Source organism: Chitinophaga sp. (genome assembly GCF_039596455.1).
Classification (GTDB): Bacteria; Bacteroidota; Bacteroidia; order Chitinophagales; family Chitinophagaceae; genus Chitinophaga.
Map to the genome: position 1 here is coordinate 2,100,917 of NZ_JBCNJR010000001.1, position 15,786 is coordinate 2,116,702.

At 53.1% G+C, this 15,786-nt stretch carries 13 protein-coding genes; 9 read left to right on the forward strand and 4 right to left on the reverse strand.

Going from position 1 to position 15,786, the window contains the following annotated elements; all coding sequences use genetic code 11:
* Window positions 1-32 precede the first annotated feature (32 nt).
* The 7 genes from ABDW36_RS08510 (at window position 33) to ABDW36_RS08540 (ending at window position 9,451) form a co-directional block, all read left to right on the forward strand.
* Complete coding sequence (locus ABDW36_RS08510) at window positions 33-749, forward strand: hypothetical protein (RefSeq protein ID WP_343701458.1); 717 nt, start codon at window positions 33-35, stop codon at window positions 747-749.
* Window positions 750-759: 10 nt separating this feature from the next.
* Entirely contained in the window at window positions 760-999 is a 240-nt protein-coding gene (locus tag ABDW36_RS08515) for a hypothetical protein (protein ID WP_343701459.1), read from the forward strand.
* An 81-nt stretch (window positions 1,000-1,080) separates the two neighbouring features.
* Window positions 1,081-1,353, forward strand: a complete 273-nt coding sequence (locus ABDW36_RS08520; protein ID WP_343701460.1) for a hypothetical protein — start codon at window positions 1,081-1,083, stop codon at window positions 1,351-1,353.
* A 243-nt stretch (window positions 1,354-1,596) separates the two neighbouring features.
* Window positions 1,597-2,682, forward strand: a complete 1,086-nt coding sequence (locus tag ABDW36_RS08525) for an ROK family protein (RefSeq protein ID WP_343701461.1) — start codon at window positions 1,597-1,599, stop codon at window positions 2,680-2,682.
* Window positions 2,683-3,041: 359 nt separating this feature from the next.
* Entirely contained in the window at window positions 3,042-6,464 is a 3,423-nt protein-coding gene (locus tag ABDW36_RS08530; RefSeq protein WP_343701462.1) for a SusC/RagA family TonB-linked outer membrane protein, read from the forward strand.
* Window positions 6,465-6,481: 17 nt separating this feature from the next.
* The gene (locus ABDW36_RS08535) at window positions 6,482-8,083 is read left to right on the forward strand and encodes a SusD/RagB family nutrient-binding outer membrane lipoprotein (RefSeq protein ID WP_343701463.1); all 1,602 of its coding nucleotides are present in this window, start codon (window positions 6,482-6,484) and stop codon (window positions 8,081-8,083) included.
* Between the two features lie 126 nt (window positions 8,084-8,209).
* Window positions 8,210-9,451 (forward strand): HAMP domain-containing sensor histidine kinase, encoded by a 1,242-nt coding sequence (locus ABDW36_RS08540; RefSeq protein WP_343701464.1) that lies wholly within the window; start codon window positions 8,210-8,212, stop codon window positions 9,449-9,451.
* Here ABDW36_RS08540 and ABDW36_RS08545 read toward each other — a convergent pair.
* The gene (locus ABDW36_RS08545; RefSeq protein ID WP_343701465.1) at window positions 9,436-10,065 is read right to left on the reverse strand and encodes a response regulator transcription factor; all 630 of its coding nucleotides are present in this window, start codon (window positions 10,063-10,065) and stop codon (window positions 9,436-9,438) included. The genes ABDW36_RS08540 and ABDW36_RS08545 overlap by 16 nt on opposite strands.
* Window positions 10,066-10,197: 132 nt before the next feature.
* On the opposite strand from ABDW36_RS08545, the gene ABDW36_RS08550 reads away from it, so the two are divergent.
* Window positions 10,198-11,559 carry an amidohydrolase family protein gene (locus ABDW36_RS08550; protein ID WP_343701466.1) on the forward strand — a complete coding sequence of 454 codons (1,362 nt, stop codon included), beginning with the start codon at window positions 10,198-10,200 and terminating at the stop codon, window positions 11,557-11,559.
* Window positions 11,560-11,649: 90 nt separating this feature from the next.
* Here ABDW36_RS08550 and ABDW36_RS08555 read toward each other — a convergent pair whose 3' ends face one another.
* Window positions 11,650-12,534 (reverse strand): carbohydrate kinase, encoded by an 885-nt coding sequence (locus ABDW36_RS08555; protein ID WP_343701467.1) that lies wholly within the window; start codon window positions 12,532-12,534, stop codon window positions 11,650-11,652.
* Between the two features lie 72 nt (window positions 12,535-12,606).
* Window positions 12,607-14,124 (reverse strand): hypothetical protein, encoded by a 1,518-nt coding sequence (locus tag ABDW36_RS08560; protein ID WP_343701468.1) that lies wholly within the window; start codon window positions 14,122-14,124, stop codon window positions 12,607-12,609.
* A gap of 132 nt (window positions 14,125-14,256) precedes the next feature.
* On the opposite strand from ABDW36_RS08560, the gene ABDW36_RS08565 reads away from it, so the two are divergent.
* Window positions 14,257-15,234, forward strand: a complete 978-nt coding sequence (locus tag ABDW36_RS08565) for a helix-turn-helix domain-containing protein (protein WP_343701469.1) — start codon at window positions 14,257-14,259, stop codon at window positions 15,232-15,234.
* A gap of 9 nt (window positions 15,235-15,243) precedes the next feature.
* Here ABDW36_RS08565 and ABDW36_RS08570 read toward each other — a convergent pair whose 3' ends face one another.
* A complete protein-coding gene (locus ABDW36_RS08570) occupies window positions 15,244-15,765 on the reverse strand; it encodes a sigma-70 family RNA polymerase sigma factor (RefSeq protein ID WP_343701470.1) in 522 nt (173 codons plus the stop codon).
* Between the last annotated feature and the right edge of the window lie 21 nt (window positions 15,766-15,786).

The following is a 15,786-nucleotide window of genomic DNA, read 5'->3' on the forward strand; positions in this document are numbered from 1 at the left end:
AGAACATGCACACAATAAAGAAGCAAATAATCATGCTTTCCCTTTTACTACTGGGGGCAGGGTGTAAAAAGGACGAAGTAACCCTGTCAGATATTTTCAGATCACTGGAGCTGAGCAAAACAACGGCCAGCGGAGACGGGGCGGAAACCGTGGGCATTGTTTGCGAGATCAACCCGGATGTTTCTCCTGACAAGCAGGAGTTTGTGCTGAAAACCAGCATGGGGAGTTTTGTAGAAGGCGGAGAGGCCAGGCTTGTAAAAAAGCCGGAGTTTGTGGAAGGCAGGCTGGTTATTATTACAACGGCTAAGGTGCCGCTTGGAGCGGGTAATATGGTAATTTCGGTGGAGCCCAACCAGCCTTTGGAAAAAACCGATTACATTATTAAAGATTCGCTTACCGTTGTCAAATCCATAGCCGCCGCTCTTAAACTTGAAACGTCCGTATTGGGCATAGGAAGCAATTACCTTACAGAAGCGGTGCTTACCGGCACGCTCACCAATGACAAAGGCGGCAAGGTGGCAACGGGCTATAAAGTCATTTTCGAGGACTACCTGCCGGGCGGTACGCCGGCGAACGGGCGGTTCAGAGACATGAAGGCATCTTCTGGTGCAGATTCCAAAGTAAGCGCGGTGTATGGCGCAGGCAGCTTTCCTGTAGGCACCGATATTTACCTGAAAGCCACATTGCTGGATGAAAATGGCCTGCCGGGAACCATTAAAGATTCCCTGTTGGTCCGTATTAACCTTTAAAATTTTTTGTATGGCAAGGTTCAATAAAAAAACACGCGAAAAGGTACAGCCCAAAATAGAGGACCTTTTCGAAAAGTTCAATGAAATTCTCAGTCAGTCAGGCATGGGAGAGTTCTCCGTAAAAGAATTTAAAGTTGTTGCGAATGATGGGCCGAAGGCACTGAATTGTCCCTGCGGAATAGAAAGGGTAATGTTGCCATCCGGAAGAATTGTGGAGCAATGCCGGCCATGCCCGCCTTCCGATGAATGAGGCCCGCTGATCATCGTTTGAAGAAATGCGTAATGCAATACGGTTTTTTTCTATTTTCGCCGTTCAATTTATTACAAAGACATGAGTTCATTAGGCTGGAAACTAGTCAGGAATTTTGAGCAGAATTTTATAGTGGAAGGGCAGGAAGTAACCGTGAAGTTTGTTACCATGAGCTGCGTACATAAACAATTGTACCAGGTTTATGTGCCCTACAACGGGAAAACGGTACGTTTCCATATACAAAAAAATGAAGCCGGTGAGTTCAAAATCGTAGGAAGCGGCGTGTGCCCGCCGCCCTATTTACCGCTGGAGGCAGATTTTGCGGCCGCCATTGAGGCCTCGCCGGTGGGATAAAATCCCTGCAATAACCATCAAACTAACATCATTTTAACCCTTCTTAATGTTATTTTATCCTCTTGCTTTCTACTTCTTAAAAAAAATAAAAAGTTTCTTGTTCATTTTAAAAATGTCAGTATCTTGTAGTCGTTATTTCACTCCATGAAAAAGGATGAACAATATAAACGCCTGATTCTTCGTGAGTTTTATTATTCGAACATTCTATCGGCAACGGAACTGAGTGAACGCATAGGAAAGAGCTTGCCATTAATTATACGGACGGTCAATAACCTGGTGAAGGAGAAAATTTTGCAGGAGTCCGGTTATGCACCTTCCAGCGGCGGCCGCCGCCCCATCATCTACACCATCAACAAAAAAGCGCTGTACATCCTCTCCGTTTCCATGGACCAACTGGTAACGCGCATATCGTTGATGGACCTGGAGAACCGCCACGTAAAGGGTATAGAGAAATTTGAACTGCCGCTGAAGAACAACCCTGACGTGCTGAAAAAACTGGCTAAGAAACTACTGGGGGTTATAAAAGAATCAGGGATCAGCAAATCAAAGATCATTGGCATAGGCATAGGCATGCCGGGATTTATAGATGTGAAAAAGGGCGTGAATTATTCATTCCCGCAGATGAGCAACGGTGCAGGTACCATCGTAGAGTACCTTTCAGCTGCCACCAGGCTGCCGGTATACATCGATAATGATTCCAGCGTGATTGCCCTGGCAGAGTACCGCTTCGGCAATGCCCAGCAGAAGCTCAACAGCATGGTGATCAACATCGGCTGGGGCGTAGGGCTGGGCATGATACTCAACGGCCGCCTCTTCCGTGGCAACAACGGGTTTGCGGGGGAGTTCAGCCACATACCGCTTTTTAACAACAACAAACTGTGCAGTTGCGGAAAGAGCGGCTGCCTGGAAACTGAAACATCGCTGCTGGTGCTGCTGGAAAAAGCAGCGGAGGGGTTAAAGGCCGGCAAAATATCATCGTTGCCGAAACATTTCCCCACCGGCGATATTGAGAAAGATTGTGAAAGCATTGTAGAGGCCGCTACGCGGGGAGACAAGTTCTGCGTGGAGCTGCTGGCGCAAATTGCCTATAACATCGGCCGGGGCATGGCCATCCTCATCCACATCCTCAACCCCCAGTCTGTAGTGCTGAGCGGAAGAGGGTCACTGGCCGGCAAATTATGGATGGCCCCGGTACAGCAGGCATTGAATGAGCATTGTATACCCCGGCTGGCAGACCATACGGAGGTAGAAGTGTCAAAGCTGGGGTATGAAGCGGAACTGATAGGATCGGCCGCGCTGGTGATGGAGAACTATGTACATCAGAATTAGGTTATTATAGTATTGACAGATAAAACGTAAAATGATTATCCCGGAAAAAGGGAGCAGGTTATGAATGAAAAACAGGGCAATGAATAGTCGCTGACTATCAAATTTATTCGTATACAGTGAACAATTTTTTTTCTCGACAGTGAACGTCGTAACAGTGAACATTTAATATTTCCAGCTTTCATTGCCACTTGAGACAGGTGTTGAGCATTAGCACGCTTCCCAAAATCTAATTTTTAAATCGAAACAGATGAACAGATGTAGACTGCCCCTGCGGGGTGCAATTTCCATGCAGTAGCGGCGTGGGAATAACAGACAGATCAACCAAATACCAGAATCTACGACTCTAAAATTCCATTCTCATGAACAGATGTAAACTGCTCTTGTGGGCAATATCCCTATTGCTCATAAGTAACGCCCCGTTATTTGCCCAGGTGAAACGTACCATCACCGGTGTTGTAAGGGGTACAGACGGTAATCCCATTCCTTATGCCACGGTACAGATCAAAGGTGCCAAACAGGGGACGGCGGCAGATGAAACGGGCATGTACGCCATTATCATAGACAACCCCAATACCGTACTGGTATTCAGTTCTGTAGGCTTCTCCTCCAAAGAAGCGGCCATTGGGCCAGACAATGTGCTGAATATTACGTTAGACCCTCCGGTGGCCATGAATGAAATTGTGGTAACGGCCATGGGTATTAAGCGGGAAGCCAAATCTATCGGCTATTCCGCCCAGAAAGTAAGCAGCGTGGAAATCACCAAAGCGGCCGCGCCTGATATTGCTTCCGGTCTCATGGGCAAGTCTGCCGGCCTTAACATCACCCCTAATAACGGTGTGCAGGGCGGTTCCAGCCGCATTGTGATCCGCGGGAATAACAGCATCCTCGGTAACAACCAGCCCCTTATTGTAATGGACGGCATCCAGGTACAGAACGACCCCGTAGGCGGCTCCGCGCAAACGGCGTCTACCAGCCTGGAGAATCCAAAAGACTGGGGCTCTTTCATGAACTTTATCAACCCTGATGAGGTAGAAGACATTACCGTGCTGAAAGGCGCCACCGCCGCTGCGTTGTACGGCGCCAGGGGCGCCAACGGCGTTATTCTCATCACCAGCAAAAAAGGGGCGAAAAGACAGGGCATCGGCGTGGATTATAACTACTCCAGCCTCTACACCAAAGCTTACCGGTTCCAGGACATGCAGAACGAATACGGCTATGGCGGCTCCAACGCCATGTGGTCTGCCGTACCGGAATTTCCCACTACAGCTTCCGGGGAGCTGCGCTACCCCGGCAACTATCCCTGGGACGGGCAGCCGGCGGGAGACAAATACCAGGCCGCGGGCGCCATACCGGGCGGCTATTCCACCTGGGACATCTTTAGCTGGTACGGACCCGCCGCTTCCTGGGGCCACCGGCTGGACGGTACGGAAATAGTGTGGTGGGACGGTGTAAAACGTTCCTGGTCTCCCCAGCCAGACAACCGAAAGGCGTTTTTCCGCACCGGCAATACACAAACGCATAACCTGTCTTTCAGCGGCGGGGGAGATTTTGGTACCATCCGCGTAGGCCTCACGCACATCGACAATAAGTCTGTGCAGCTCAACAGCCACTATGACCAGAACAATGTGAACCTCGGTTCCAATCTGAATATCTCCAAAAAGCTGAAGGCAGAGATCAATGCCAGCTACACCAACTACAACCGCCTCAACACGCCGGACGTAGGCTCTGAAAACGGCATCAGCAAGTTCCTGATCCACGGCATGTCCAGAGACTACCGTCCGCTGGAGATGGACATCTATAAAAATGCGGACGGCAGCAAGAATATTTTTGACCAGACCTCTCCGCTGCGTTTTTATCCATACAACAACAACGCTTTCAAAGACCTGTTCTGGAACCTGTTTGAGCACAACCAGCGCCTCAGCCGCAACCAACTGCTGGGCTCTGTACGGCTCTCCGCGGATGTTACGTCCTGGCTCAACTTTTCCGGCCGTGCGTCTCTCAACTACGCCAACACTTCCGTAGAAAGCAAGTACACGCCCATAGATGCCCTTGGTGTACGCGGCCAGTACGGCATGGAAAACATCCGCAACCAGGATGTGAACTTTGAGCTGTTCACCACGCTGCATAAAGAAAACCTTTTCACCAAAGGCTTCAACGCCAGCCTGCTGGTGGGCAACAGTGCCCTGAAAAGCCGCATGTACGGCAACAGCGCCTGGAACAACGGGGAGAAAACGGCTTTCTCCGTACCGCATAAATATTTCCTGGCCAATACCACCGGTACGCTTGACCTGCCGAAGGAAACGTTTGCCAATTATAACCTAAACTCGCTGTTCGGCGTGCTGGACCTGTCTTATAACGATTATCTCTTCCTGCAGCTCACCGGCCGTAATGACTGGTCTTCCACGCTGCCGGTAGAAACTTCCTCCTACTTTTTCCCTTCGGCCAGCCTGAGCTTTGTGTTTACAGAGGCGATCAAAAAAATGCAGAACATCAGCTGGCTCACTTATGGCAAGCTGAAGGTATCTGCCGCCCAGAGCGCCAATGGGGCCAATCCGTATCAAACCACGTACACGTATAATTCAAGGGTGATCTCCAATTACCTGAACGTGGCGGCGGAAAGCGCACCCACTACTTTTGGCGGCCTCACCGTGAGAAGGCTGCAACCCAACCTGCCGCCGGCAGACCTGCTGGTGCCGCAGCGCAATACTTCCTATGAGCTGGGCCTCGAAATGGGTTTCCTGAACAACCGGCTGAATGCGGAAATCACTTACTACCAGGCAAAAGCCACCAGCCAGATCATGAGCGGCTCCCTGGCCTGGTCTGCAGGCGCCAATGCCATTACGTTCAACAGCGGCGAGCTATCTAATAAAGGCGTTGAGTTCATTATCAGGGCCACGCCCGTTTCAGGCCGTAACTTCCGCTGGAACCTGGCGCTGAACGGCGCCCACAATACCAACAAGGTGGTAGCGCTGGCGGAAGGTATTGACAAATACCTGCTGCAAGACCTCTGGGGTAACAATGGCGTGCAGATGTATGTGAAAGTAGGGGAGAACTACGGCACTATTTACGGGTACGATTATACGTATCTGGACGGCCGGAAAGTAGTGCAGAAAGTGCTGGACAAGAACGATCCCGCCAAAGTAGTGGGCACGCAATACGTCACCACTGCAGACCCTGTGCCCATCGGTAACGCCACGCCCAAGCTCACAGGCGGTTTGAGCAATACCTTCAGCTACAAGAACTTCAGCCTGTACGTGCTCACAGATTTCAAGCTGGGTGGAGATATTTACTCTGCAGATTACGCCGGGGCAGTGGGCATGGGCCTTTCTCCCTCCACGCTGAAGGAACGCAACGGCGGCGGCCTGGCTTACACGTATCCAGACGGTACCACGGCCAACCACGGCGTGATACTGGACGGCGTGTTTGCAGACGGCAAACCCAATACGGACGTGGTGCATTACATGTATAAATACGCCGGCATATCACAAGGCTGGTCTAATGTAAAAATGCCGCGCAGTGAAGGCATTTTTGAGAACTCCTGGGCAAAATTGCGCGAGCTGACCATCACTTACAGCCTGCCTTCCCGCATTGTGAAGCGCACGCGCATTTTCCAGGGCCTGGATGTTTCCCTCATAGGGCGTAACCTGTTTTACCTGTATTCTTCCCTGCCAGACAACCTGAACCCCGAGGCCATCAACGGCATCGGCAACGGGCAGGGCATACAGTGGGCGCAATATCCGGCTATGCGTGATTTCGGTTTCTCCATTAAAACACGGCTCTAACCCAAAAAATGAACATCATGAACTATATCAAATATATCAGGAACATTTGCCTCTTTGCCGGCTTGCTGGCAGCGGCATCCTGTAAAAAGAACTTCGAGACCATCAACACGCCGCCGTTAGATGCTACTGATGCCTCCACCCCGGAGGTGTTCAACGCGGTGATCAGCTCCCTGCCGCTGGATGCGGGAGAGCAGTCTGTGCTGCATGCATGGATCTATCCCATCACCCAGCAGGCCATTATCACATCCGGTTCTTACCCGTATGAAAATGCCATCAACGGGCTCTGGGCCAACTATTACGGTGCGCTGGCCAACTACCGCATTATAGAAGACAGGATCAGCAAGGAAAACAATCCCGCCAGCATGAACAATGTGTATGCCATGCTGAAAACGGTGATGGCCTACAAGACCATCAAAATGACCAATTATTTCGGCAGCATGCCCTATTCACAGGCGGGATATGCAGCTATCAAAAAAGCAGCGGCCTACAAAGTGCCGTATGACAAGCAGCAGGATATCTACGCCGCGGTGCTGACAGACCTTAAATGGGCGGTAGACAACCTGGCCGCGGGCTCGGAGCAGTACTCCGTAGGCAATCATGAAACCCTGCTTAAAAATAATATTCCCCTGTGGGTAAAGTTTGCCAACAGTTTGCGTTTGCAGGTGGCCCTTACCATGTATGACAAAAACCAGGCGCTGGCCACCACGCATATTACGGAAGCGCTCGGCAAACCGCTGCTGGAGGCAGGGGAAAACATCGGCCTGTGGCCGGCACAGATACCGGGCCTAAAGCTGGAATGGCGGCAATGGTCTTTCTCCGCCAACTGCTACCTGCGTTTAGGCTCAACCATGTGGAATCTGATGTCTTCCAGCAACAACCCTGACGGCAGCGGCATTTTTGATGTGCGTGCAAAGGTTTTCTTTGAAGGCAATAATGCCAACCAGTGGGCAGCTTACCCGCAGAACCCGCTCACCACCACCCCCTCGGAAGGCGGTGCGCCCTATGATTTCAACAAGCGCAACGCTGCCTGGGCAGACAAGGGAGCAGGCTGCATCTATTCGCCGTTCAACTTTTATTTCGAGAAAGACATTACCACCATTCCCGAACTGATGCTGACGGCCGCGCAAGTATACTTTCTGAAGGCAGAAGCCTACAACAGGGGGATTGGCGTAGCCGCCAGCCCCGCCCTGGCAAAGGCTGAGTACGATAAAGGCATTGTCGCCTCCGTGAACATGTGGAAAGGAATTGCTTTCAACTCGCCGGAGTGGACGGAAAACAAACCTGCTTCAGCCACTGCCACGCCGGCGGAACTGACGGCCATTACCACCAATCCCGTTACGGCTTACAACCTGGCCAACGCGGCTGCCGCCCTGCGCCAGATCTACGCGCAATACTGGATAGATGCTTTCCGCCAGCCCTGGGACGCCTGGACGCTGCTGCGCAGAACGGGCGGCAAAACGCCCATGTCTCCTGACAACACAGAGTACTATGCCAAAAACTTCGGCAGCTACACCCGGTTTGTATACCCGCAGGAAGAGTTCAATTTCAACTTTGAGAACTGGCGGGCAGAAACCAATTCTACAGACGTATCATCTGCCAGGCTCTGGATCATGCCATAATTCGTTTTCGTTTATCAGAGGAGTATGGTTGCCAGCGGCCCTGTGTGGCCGCTGGTTTTTTATTCCCCGAACGGGGCATGGCATCTTTGCTGTTTTATTGACATCTTTGTAAAATTTACCGAAGAGATGGGGGAGCAAAAAAAGAAACTAGGCTGGCGTGACCTCTTATTGGGCCCCGGCATACTCGTTACCTTGCTGCTGGCCAACTCTGTTGTTGGCGCACGCCTGATGCAGGGGCAGGGGCTGAACGTGGTGAACCTGGCAGGCTCCCAGGTAGTGATCTCCTTCTGGTGCTTTTGCGTGTGGATAGTTTCGGTGCTCATTGTGCATTCCCCCATCCGCAACCGGCTGCTGCAAATACTGGCCGTGTTGCTGGCAGCTGCGGTCTGCTCGGTTGCCGGCTATTACTTTTCCGCGTTTGAAGATTATCCGCTGGACCCGCTGCATAACCATGGCTTGCCAAGGGCGCTGCTGCGCCTTACGTACCGGGGCGCGCTGGTGGGGCTGATCATGTATCCCATCGTATACCACCTCACCGGTTCCCGGAAAATAAAAGCCGAACGGGAAGCCATGGAAAAACAGCGGCAGGTCCTGCTGGAAGAAAAGGCACGGCAGCTGGAAGAGGAAGTGGCGGAGCGTACAAAAGAACTGGAAAACGTTATTGTTCAGCTGGAACGGTCGGAGTGGGAGCTGGCGGAAAGCAACAAAACAAAAGATAAAGTGATCACCATGGTGCTGCACGATCTGCGCACGCCCCTGGGTTTCCTGCAAACCGTCAGCAAAAAGCTTGTGAACGAGCACCGCCAGATGGACGAAGCGTCTTTGGGAGAGCAGGTACAGCAACTGAACAACAGCATTTTGCTGCTGAATGAATTTACGCAGCAATTCTTTACCTGGGCAGTTGCCCAGCATGCCGGTTTCAAGGTGAACATCCGGAAAGTAGCGGTACAGGAGCTGTTTGAGAATATCAGGGAACTGTACAGCGATATTGTGAAGGTGAATAACAACTCCATTGCAGTAATGCCTGTGGATATTACCTGTGAAACGGACTATGATATTTTATCTACCATTCTCCGCAACCTGGTAGATAATGCGAACAAACATATGAAGAACGGGCGCATTACGCTCAGCGCTTCCATGGTGGAAGGGAAGCTGCATATTACCGTGACGGATACCGGTTCCGGCCTGACGGCTTCCCAGCAACGGGCATTTGTGACCAATAGTGATTTTAATACGGCAGGCGGCAATGGCAGCAGCCTGGTAGGCAACCTGCTGCAAAAGATAGGAGGACAACTGAAAATAGGAAAGGGAGGGGAGGAAGGCGCTGCGTTTACGGTAGTGCTCCAGCCTGGTCAGCCGGCTCTGTAAAGCTCTACTTTCTGCAACAGTTCCACCAGGTTCTGCACTTCCAGCTTGGTATAGATCCTCGTTTTGTAAGTGCTCACCGTGCTTACATGCAGGCTTAGCATTTCCGCTATTTTGGCTACCGGGTGGCCTTGCAGCAGGAAGTTCAGCACATCGGTTTCCCTGGCGGAAAGCGCTGCAAGCGGGTTTTCAGGAGGCTGGCCGCCGTGACGGTACAGCCACTGCTGCCGCGTGGCCGGGCTCATATATTTTTCGTTGCGCAGAATGGTGCTGATAGCGTTTTTGATCTCCACGTTAGACGTTGATTTTTCAAGATACCCGTCTGCCCCTGCCTGCAGGTATTTAACGGCATACACCTTTTCATCGAACCCGGAAAAGACCAGTATTTTCAGTGCGGGCTGGCGCAGCCGAATGGTCTCAAGCATGCCCAGGTGAGTGCCTCCCGGCAGGTTGATGTCCAGCACCAGCAGGTCAAAGGGGTTCCGCTCCACCAGCTCTACCACTTCGTCAAAGCTGGAAGCTTCTTTCACGGTAGAAGGAATGAAGGAGGTAGAAATGATCTGTTTGAGGCCGAAACGGATAATACTGTGGTCGTCCGCAATTAAAAACTTGGTCATGGTGATGAAAAGAGCATGGTATACAAAGCGCTAAATTAACCAATTTATCCGCAAACGGAGCAGGGCCCTTGCTCTATGGCCTTTGGGCTAATAATGTTATATTTAGGAACAGTACCAAAATCAGGAGGCCCTATGTTACAGAAGCTATTGTTTTACGCCGTCCTCATATTGCCTTGCATTGTTTCCTGCAGCAGCAGGGAAACGGCCGCCAGCAAGGGAAAGCTGTTGCTTAAAGATCTTACGCTGATAGACGGCACAGGCCGTGCGCCGCAGCCGCATATGGACGTGCTGATAGTGGGAGATACCATTGCCGCCATAGGCCAGGGCCTGCAGGCAGAGGGCGCCACTGTGATACCCTGCAGCGGCAAAACCGTCATGCCCGCGCTCATCAGCGCACACGTGCATGTAGGCACGCTGAAAGGCACCACGGCGGCCGCCGGGAACTATACACGGGAAAACGTATTGCGGCAACTGGCCATGTACCAGCGGTATGGTGTGCTGCAGGTGCTGGTAATGGGTACAGACCGCCCGCTGCTGTTCGCAAACAAGCTGTATGATTCACTGCTGAACGGCGCCTTGCCCGGCGCGCGCCTTCACTCCGCCGGTTACGGCTTTGCCGCGCCGGGAGGCACGCCGCCGCCGGTAAACGGTATGGACCGTGTGAACCGCCCGGCCAGTGCCCTGCAGGCGCAGCAGCAGGTAGACAGCCTGGCCGCGCTGGGCATACAAACCATCAAAATGTGGGTAGACAATTATAGCGGCGGCCCTGGAATGGATGCGGCCATCAGCCGCGCCCTCATCCAGGCGGCACACCGCCATGGCATGAAAGCCGCGGCCCACCTGTTTTACAAGGCGGATGCAGAGCAACTGGTGAGTGACAGTTTAGACATCATTGCCCACAGCATTCGTGACAAAGAGGTAGATGACACGTTGCTGGCCCGGCTCCGGGAGCAGCGCATCATTTATATTCCCACCCTTTCGCTGGACAAATTTGCTTACGCCTACGGTGAAACGCCTCCGTGGACCAACGATGAATTTTTTAAACGTTCCCTGGAACCCGGTACCTTCCAGATGATCACAGATACGGCCTACCGGCGTAAAATGCGGGAGTCTGCCGGTTACCGGCGCAGCAAGGCCGCTTTTGAAACCGCCCTGAAGAACGTGTACAAAATTCACAAAGCCGGCATTCCGGTGGCGCTGGGCACAGACTCGGGGGCCAGTGCCGTAAGGGCGCAAGGGTTCTCTGAGCACCTGGAGCTGGAATTGCTGGTGCAGGCGGGCTTCACGCCGCTGGAAGCTATTACCGCAGGCACGCTCAATGCGGCCAGGGCATTACGGGCAGATGACCGGTACGGTACGCTGGAGGCTGGCAAGGTGGCTGATCTGCTGATACTGGAGGCAGACCCCTCCACCAACATCTCCAATACCCGTCGCATTGCTGCGGTGTACAAAGCCGGTGAAGAAGTAAGCAAAGGGCCCTTGCAGGGAGAATAGGCGTGCAAAAGATATTTGCACGCCCTGTGCGCTTTGGCGCGTGGATACGGAAACCTGTAAGAAATGAGGTGTTTGCTAACAGGCAGACAGTTACTTCCCCCTGATAGCCGTAATGTCTTCCAGTGAATAAGCGGGCCACCCGCCCGTTCTGGAAGCAACCAGCGCGCCCAGCGCCGCCGCAAAATCAAGCGTTTCGGCCACGGGCGTTTGCCGGATGGTGCCGGAAAGGAAGGCGGCCAGGAATGCATCTCCGCTGCCTACCGTATCCGCTACTTCCACTTTATAACCCGCGTGGCGGTGGAGCTGACCTGCTACGTCTACCGCCGCCCCGTCTGCGCCCATCGTTACTATGATGGTGGGAATACGAAAACGGTCCCGCAGCAGGTCTGTTTTTTCCGCAAGGGTAGCGGCGTTGCCATACCAGCTGCTGATCAGCTCCAGTTCGGAAAGGTTCATTTTCAGCACGTCTGCCTTGTGCAGCAGGGTTTCAAGGGTTGGGGGGCTGAAGTGGGGCGGGCGCAGGTTGATGTCAAGCACCTTGATGGCCGGGGTGTCAAGCAGGCGCAGCAGGGTATTGGCAGACACCGGCTGCCGCGCCGCCAGGCTGCCAAACACAAAATAGGCGGCCTTTGCGATCTCTCCGGCCAGCGCTTCATTATAGGCAATATTGTCCCACGCGGCCGGCGCCACAATATCATAATGCATTTCGTGGTTCTCCCCCGGTTGGGCCAGCACTATGCCTGTGGGCGTATCCGGGTCTACCTGGATGCCTGCTGCGCTGATGCCCTTCTCTTTCACAATGCCCAGCAGCCCCCGGCCTCTTTCATCTGCGCCTACACGCGTAACCAGTGAGGCGGGAAGGCCCAGCCGGTGCAGGTGATAGGCTACGTTCATAGGTGCGCCGCCAGGCAGGGCGCCGGTGGGCAGAATGTCCCAGAGCAGTTCCCCGAAACAGACAATGTGTGGAGTTTGCATATGTGGATGGCTTTTTTTGTTGATCATATGTTCGCCTGTGCCGGCGGTGGCTACGCTGCATTTCCGCTTTCCTTACTTTCCTTTCCTTGCCGCCAGTTGCGCCTCATACAGTGATGCGGGCGTTACCCCGGGTTTGTTCTGCCCTTCCCACTCTGCATCAGGCCTGCCTTTCAGGCGGCCGTCATATTTTTCTCCCGTTAAACCGATGCAGTAGTTTTTGCCGGATGCCCAGGGGCTTTGTATGGCGGCCCGTTTCACCGTACAGTTCCACAGCACCTGTGTAACGCCGGCCCAGCCGTGCCCGCTGCCCCAGTTGCCGCGGTCCTGCACATTGATCTCCCCGTCCGTTACTATATTGTCATACAGCGTTCCGCTGGCCCAGCGGTGATGCGGGCCAATGTCTGCATGCGTGCGTTTTGCCGTGCAATGTACAAATACGTTGGGGCCGCAGGTAATGGCGCCGGTCACATAATCATGCCGCCCGTCTGTAGCGTGGCAGTTCATAAACAGGTTCAGCTGGCCGGAGTTGTTGAAGGAATAACGGCGGCTGCCGGTGATGATGGACTTGTGTTCAAAGCAGTTGCTGTTGAGCACGGAAATGTTGCGGGCATCCCGTTTCAGGTTCACACAGCTATAGCCGAAGTAGCGGGCGGTTACGCCCTTCACCCAGCAATGCTCCGCCTTGCCGAAGGCCACTGCGTCCCAGGCGTGGTTTTCCGCGGTGTCCGAATCAAAGGCAGACTCACACAGCAGGTCTTCCACGCCTACATGACGGATGCGGCCGTCAAAGGTGTATTTGTACAGCTCCCCGCCGCCGTACCTGGTTTCCAGTGGCATTACCACGGGATTGTCAAGCGTAACTTTGTTGCCTTCTATTTTGGTGATGGTGCGCTCATAGCGCAGATCGTATTCTCTGGGTTGCCACTGTTTTGTACCCTGCCGCGCTTCTATCTGGTCCATTTTGAGGTCTGTGATCCATTGCTGTGTGCCGGGGCGGAACAGCACCACAGGGTCTCCAGGCCTGAAGCCTGCGGCGCTGGCTACGTGAAAGCTGGTAGCGCCGGTGGGCACATATGCGTCCGTGATCTTCACGCGGCTGCCGGGCACCTCCCGCAATTGCCCGTTGCCGCTTACGTCTATGAGTGATACCTGTGTTTTAGCTGTGGCCACCAGGCGGGCGCCGGCCTCGCCGCGCAGCACAATGCCGCTGGTATTGATGCGGATGCGGTCGGGTATGTGGTAGGTGCCTTTTTTTAACAGCAATGCCCCCCGGAAGCCATTGGCGTCAGGCGTTCTTTTGGCCACTTCATCAATGGCGGCCTGTATATGCTGCTGGTCGTTATCCGTACCGGTGGGGCTGATGGTTTTCACCACGGCTATACCGGGCAGCGGCTTGTCACCGTAATAGTAGCCTACCCGGCTGAAGTCGGGGATGGTATTGCCCTGTGCATCAGGCACATACTCCAGCGCGCCCGTTCCGGACACTTTGACGAATTTACTTTCCCAGTGCGGCGCCGGCAGCACAAAGAAGAGAAAACACCCAATGGCCGGCAGCAGCAGGGGAAAAAGGATCTTTTTAGACAATTTCATAACGTGAATGGTTTGACGCCGGTAATTTTACATAATATTCAGAATATTTTCTCATTTTCTGCTCCTCCACCGGGTGCTAATCCGCCAATCCGGAGGGTTGGATGCGACATCATTTTACCCTACTTTCGGGGTATGAAACACATCACCGTTATTGTACCCGAAGGCGGTTCCATGGCCAGTATAGAATGCCCCCGCTTTGTATTCACGGAAGTGAACAGATACCTGGCGCGGAAAGGCCAACCCGCGCTGTTCGATGTGCATATGGCAGGCCTCTCCTCCTCCGTGACCCTTAACGGCGGCATGTATACCGTACAAACGGAGCCCATCGGGTCTGTCAGCAAAACGGACCTGGTGGTGATACCTGCGCTGGAGGAAGATTTCGAGAAATACCTGGCAGCCAACCAGCCTTTCCAGCAATGGATCGTTGACCAGTATGCCGGCGGCGCGGAAGTAGCCAGCCTTTGCGTAGGCGCGTTCCTGCTGGCCTCCACGGGCCTGCTCATTGGCAGAAAATGCGCTACCCACTGGATGGGCGCCAACGATTTCAGGAAGATGTTTCCCGATGTGAACCTGGTGGAAGACAAGATCATTACCGATGAATTTGGCATCTACTCCAGCGGCGGCGGCTTTTCCTTCATGAACCTCATCCTTTACATTGTAGAGAAATATGCCGGCCGGGAAGTAGCGCTTTACTGCGCCAAGTTTTTCCAGATAGACTTTGACCGCAGCAGCCAGTCTCCCTTTATCATTTTCGAAGGCCAGAAATGGCATGAAGATGAAGGGGTGAAAAAAGCGCAGGAGTTTATTGAGCTGAATTTCAAGGATAAAATAACCGTAGAGCACCTCTCCACCCTGCTGGCCCTCAGCCGCCGCAGCCTGGAAAGGCGGTTCAAGAAGGCTACCAGCAATACCGTATCTGAATACATACAGCGCGTCAAGATAGAAGCGGCCAAAAAACAGCTGGAAGCCAGCGGCAAGAACATTTCGGAAGTGATGTACGAAGTGGGGTATACAGACCAGAAAGCGTTCAGGGCATGCTTTAAAACCATCACTGGTTTATCTCCCGCAGAATACAGGAACAAGTATAACAAGGGCATGATCACGGCGTAAACACATCACTCACGGCTGGCCGTTCAAATGCGCCAGCTCGCTCTTCAGGGATTTTAAAGCCCTGTTCATCTGCACTTCTATGGTGCCCGTGGCTATTTTCATTTGTGCGGATATCTGTTTGTAACTCAGCGCATGCTCTTTATGCAGCCTGAATATCAGCTGCTGCTGCGGGGGTAGTTTGTTGATGGCCGCCTGCAGCTGCGCGTGCAGCTCCCGGTTGCGCACATAGTCTTCGGGGGAGTCCGTTTTTTCTTCCGGTACATGATGCTGCATGCCCTGCTGCTTCCGCGCCGCCTTCCGTACTTCATCCAGGAAAATATTGCGGGCGTAGGTACGCAGCAGCGCCAGCACTGCCTCATCGTCTCTCACCTGCTCCAGGTTGTTCCATAACCTGATATAGGCCTCCTGCATAATATCTTCACACATCGCCCTGTCTTTACACAAAGGGTAAAGAGACGCGTACAACCGGTCTACCGTCTGCTCCACGATCTTTTTAAACCGTTGTTGCGATATGTTTCGTATCAGCGTCATTTCAGCAAATCTAAACGTCTA

Excerpts from the sequence above, each read along its gene's own strand:
- ABDW36_RS08510 (WP_343701458.1), top strand. The coding sequence starts at position 33 with ATGCTTTCCCTTTTACTACTGGGGGCAGGGTGTAAAAAGGACGAAGTA.
- ABDW36_RS08515 (WP_343701459.1), top strand. The coding sequence starts at position 760 with ATGGCAAGGTTCAATAAAAAAACACGCGAAAAGGTACAGCCCAAAATA.
- ABDW36_RS08520 (WP_343701460.1), top strand. The coding sequence starts at position 1,081 with ATGAGTTCATTAGGCTGGAAACTAGTCAGGAATTTTGAGCAGAATTTT.
- ABDW36_RS08530 (WP_343701462.1), top strand. The coding sequence starts at position 3,042 with ATGAACAGATGTAAACTGCTCTTGTGGGCAATATCCCTATTGCTCATA.
- ABDW36_RS08535 (WP_343701463.1), top strand. The coding sequence starts at position 6,482 with ATGAACTATATCAAATATATCAGGAACATTTGCCTCTTTGCCGGCTTG.
- ABDW36_RS08540 (WP_343701464.1), top strand. The coding sequence starts at position 8,210 with ATGGGGGAGCAAAAAAAGAAACTAGGCTGGCGTGACCTCTTATTGGGC.
- ABDW36_RS08545 (WP_343701465.1), bottom strand. The coding sequence starts at position 10,065 with ATGACCAAGTTTTTAATTGCGGACGACCACAGTATTATCCGTTTCGGC.
- ABDW36_RS08550 (WP_343701466.1), top strand. The coding sequence starts at position 10,198 with ATGTTACAGAAGCTATTGTTTTACGCCGTCCTCATATTGCCTTGCATT.
- ABDW36_RS08555 (WP_343701467.1), bottom strand. The coding sequence starts at position 12,534 with ATGCAAACTCCACACATTGTCTGTTTCGGGGAACTGCTCTGGGACATT.
- ABDW36_RS08560 (WP_343701468.1), bottom strand. The coding sequence starts at position 14,124 with ATGAAATTGTCTAAAAAGATCCTTTTTCCCCTGCTGCTGCCGGCCATT.
- ABDW36_RS08565 (WP_343701469.1), top strand. The coding sequence starts at position 14,257 with ATGAAACACATCACCGTTATTGTACCCGAAGGCGGTTCCATGGCCAGT.
- ABDW36_RS08570 (WP_343701470.1), bottom strand. The coding sequence starts at position 15,765 with ATGACGCTGATACGAAACATATCGCAACAACGGTTTAAAAAGATCGTG.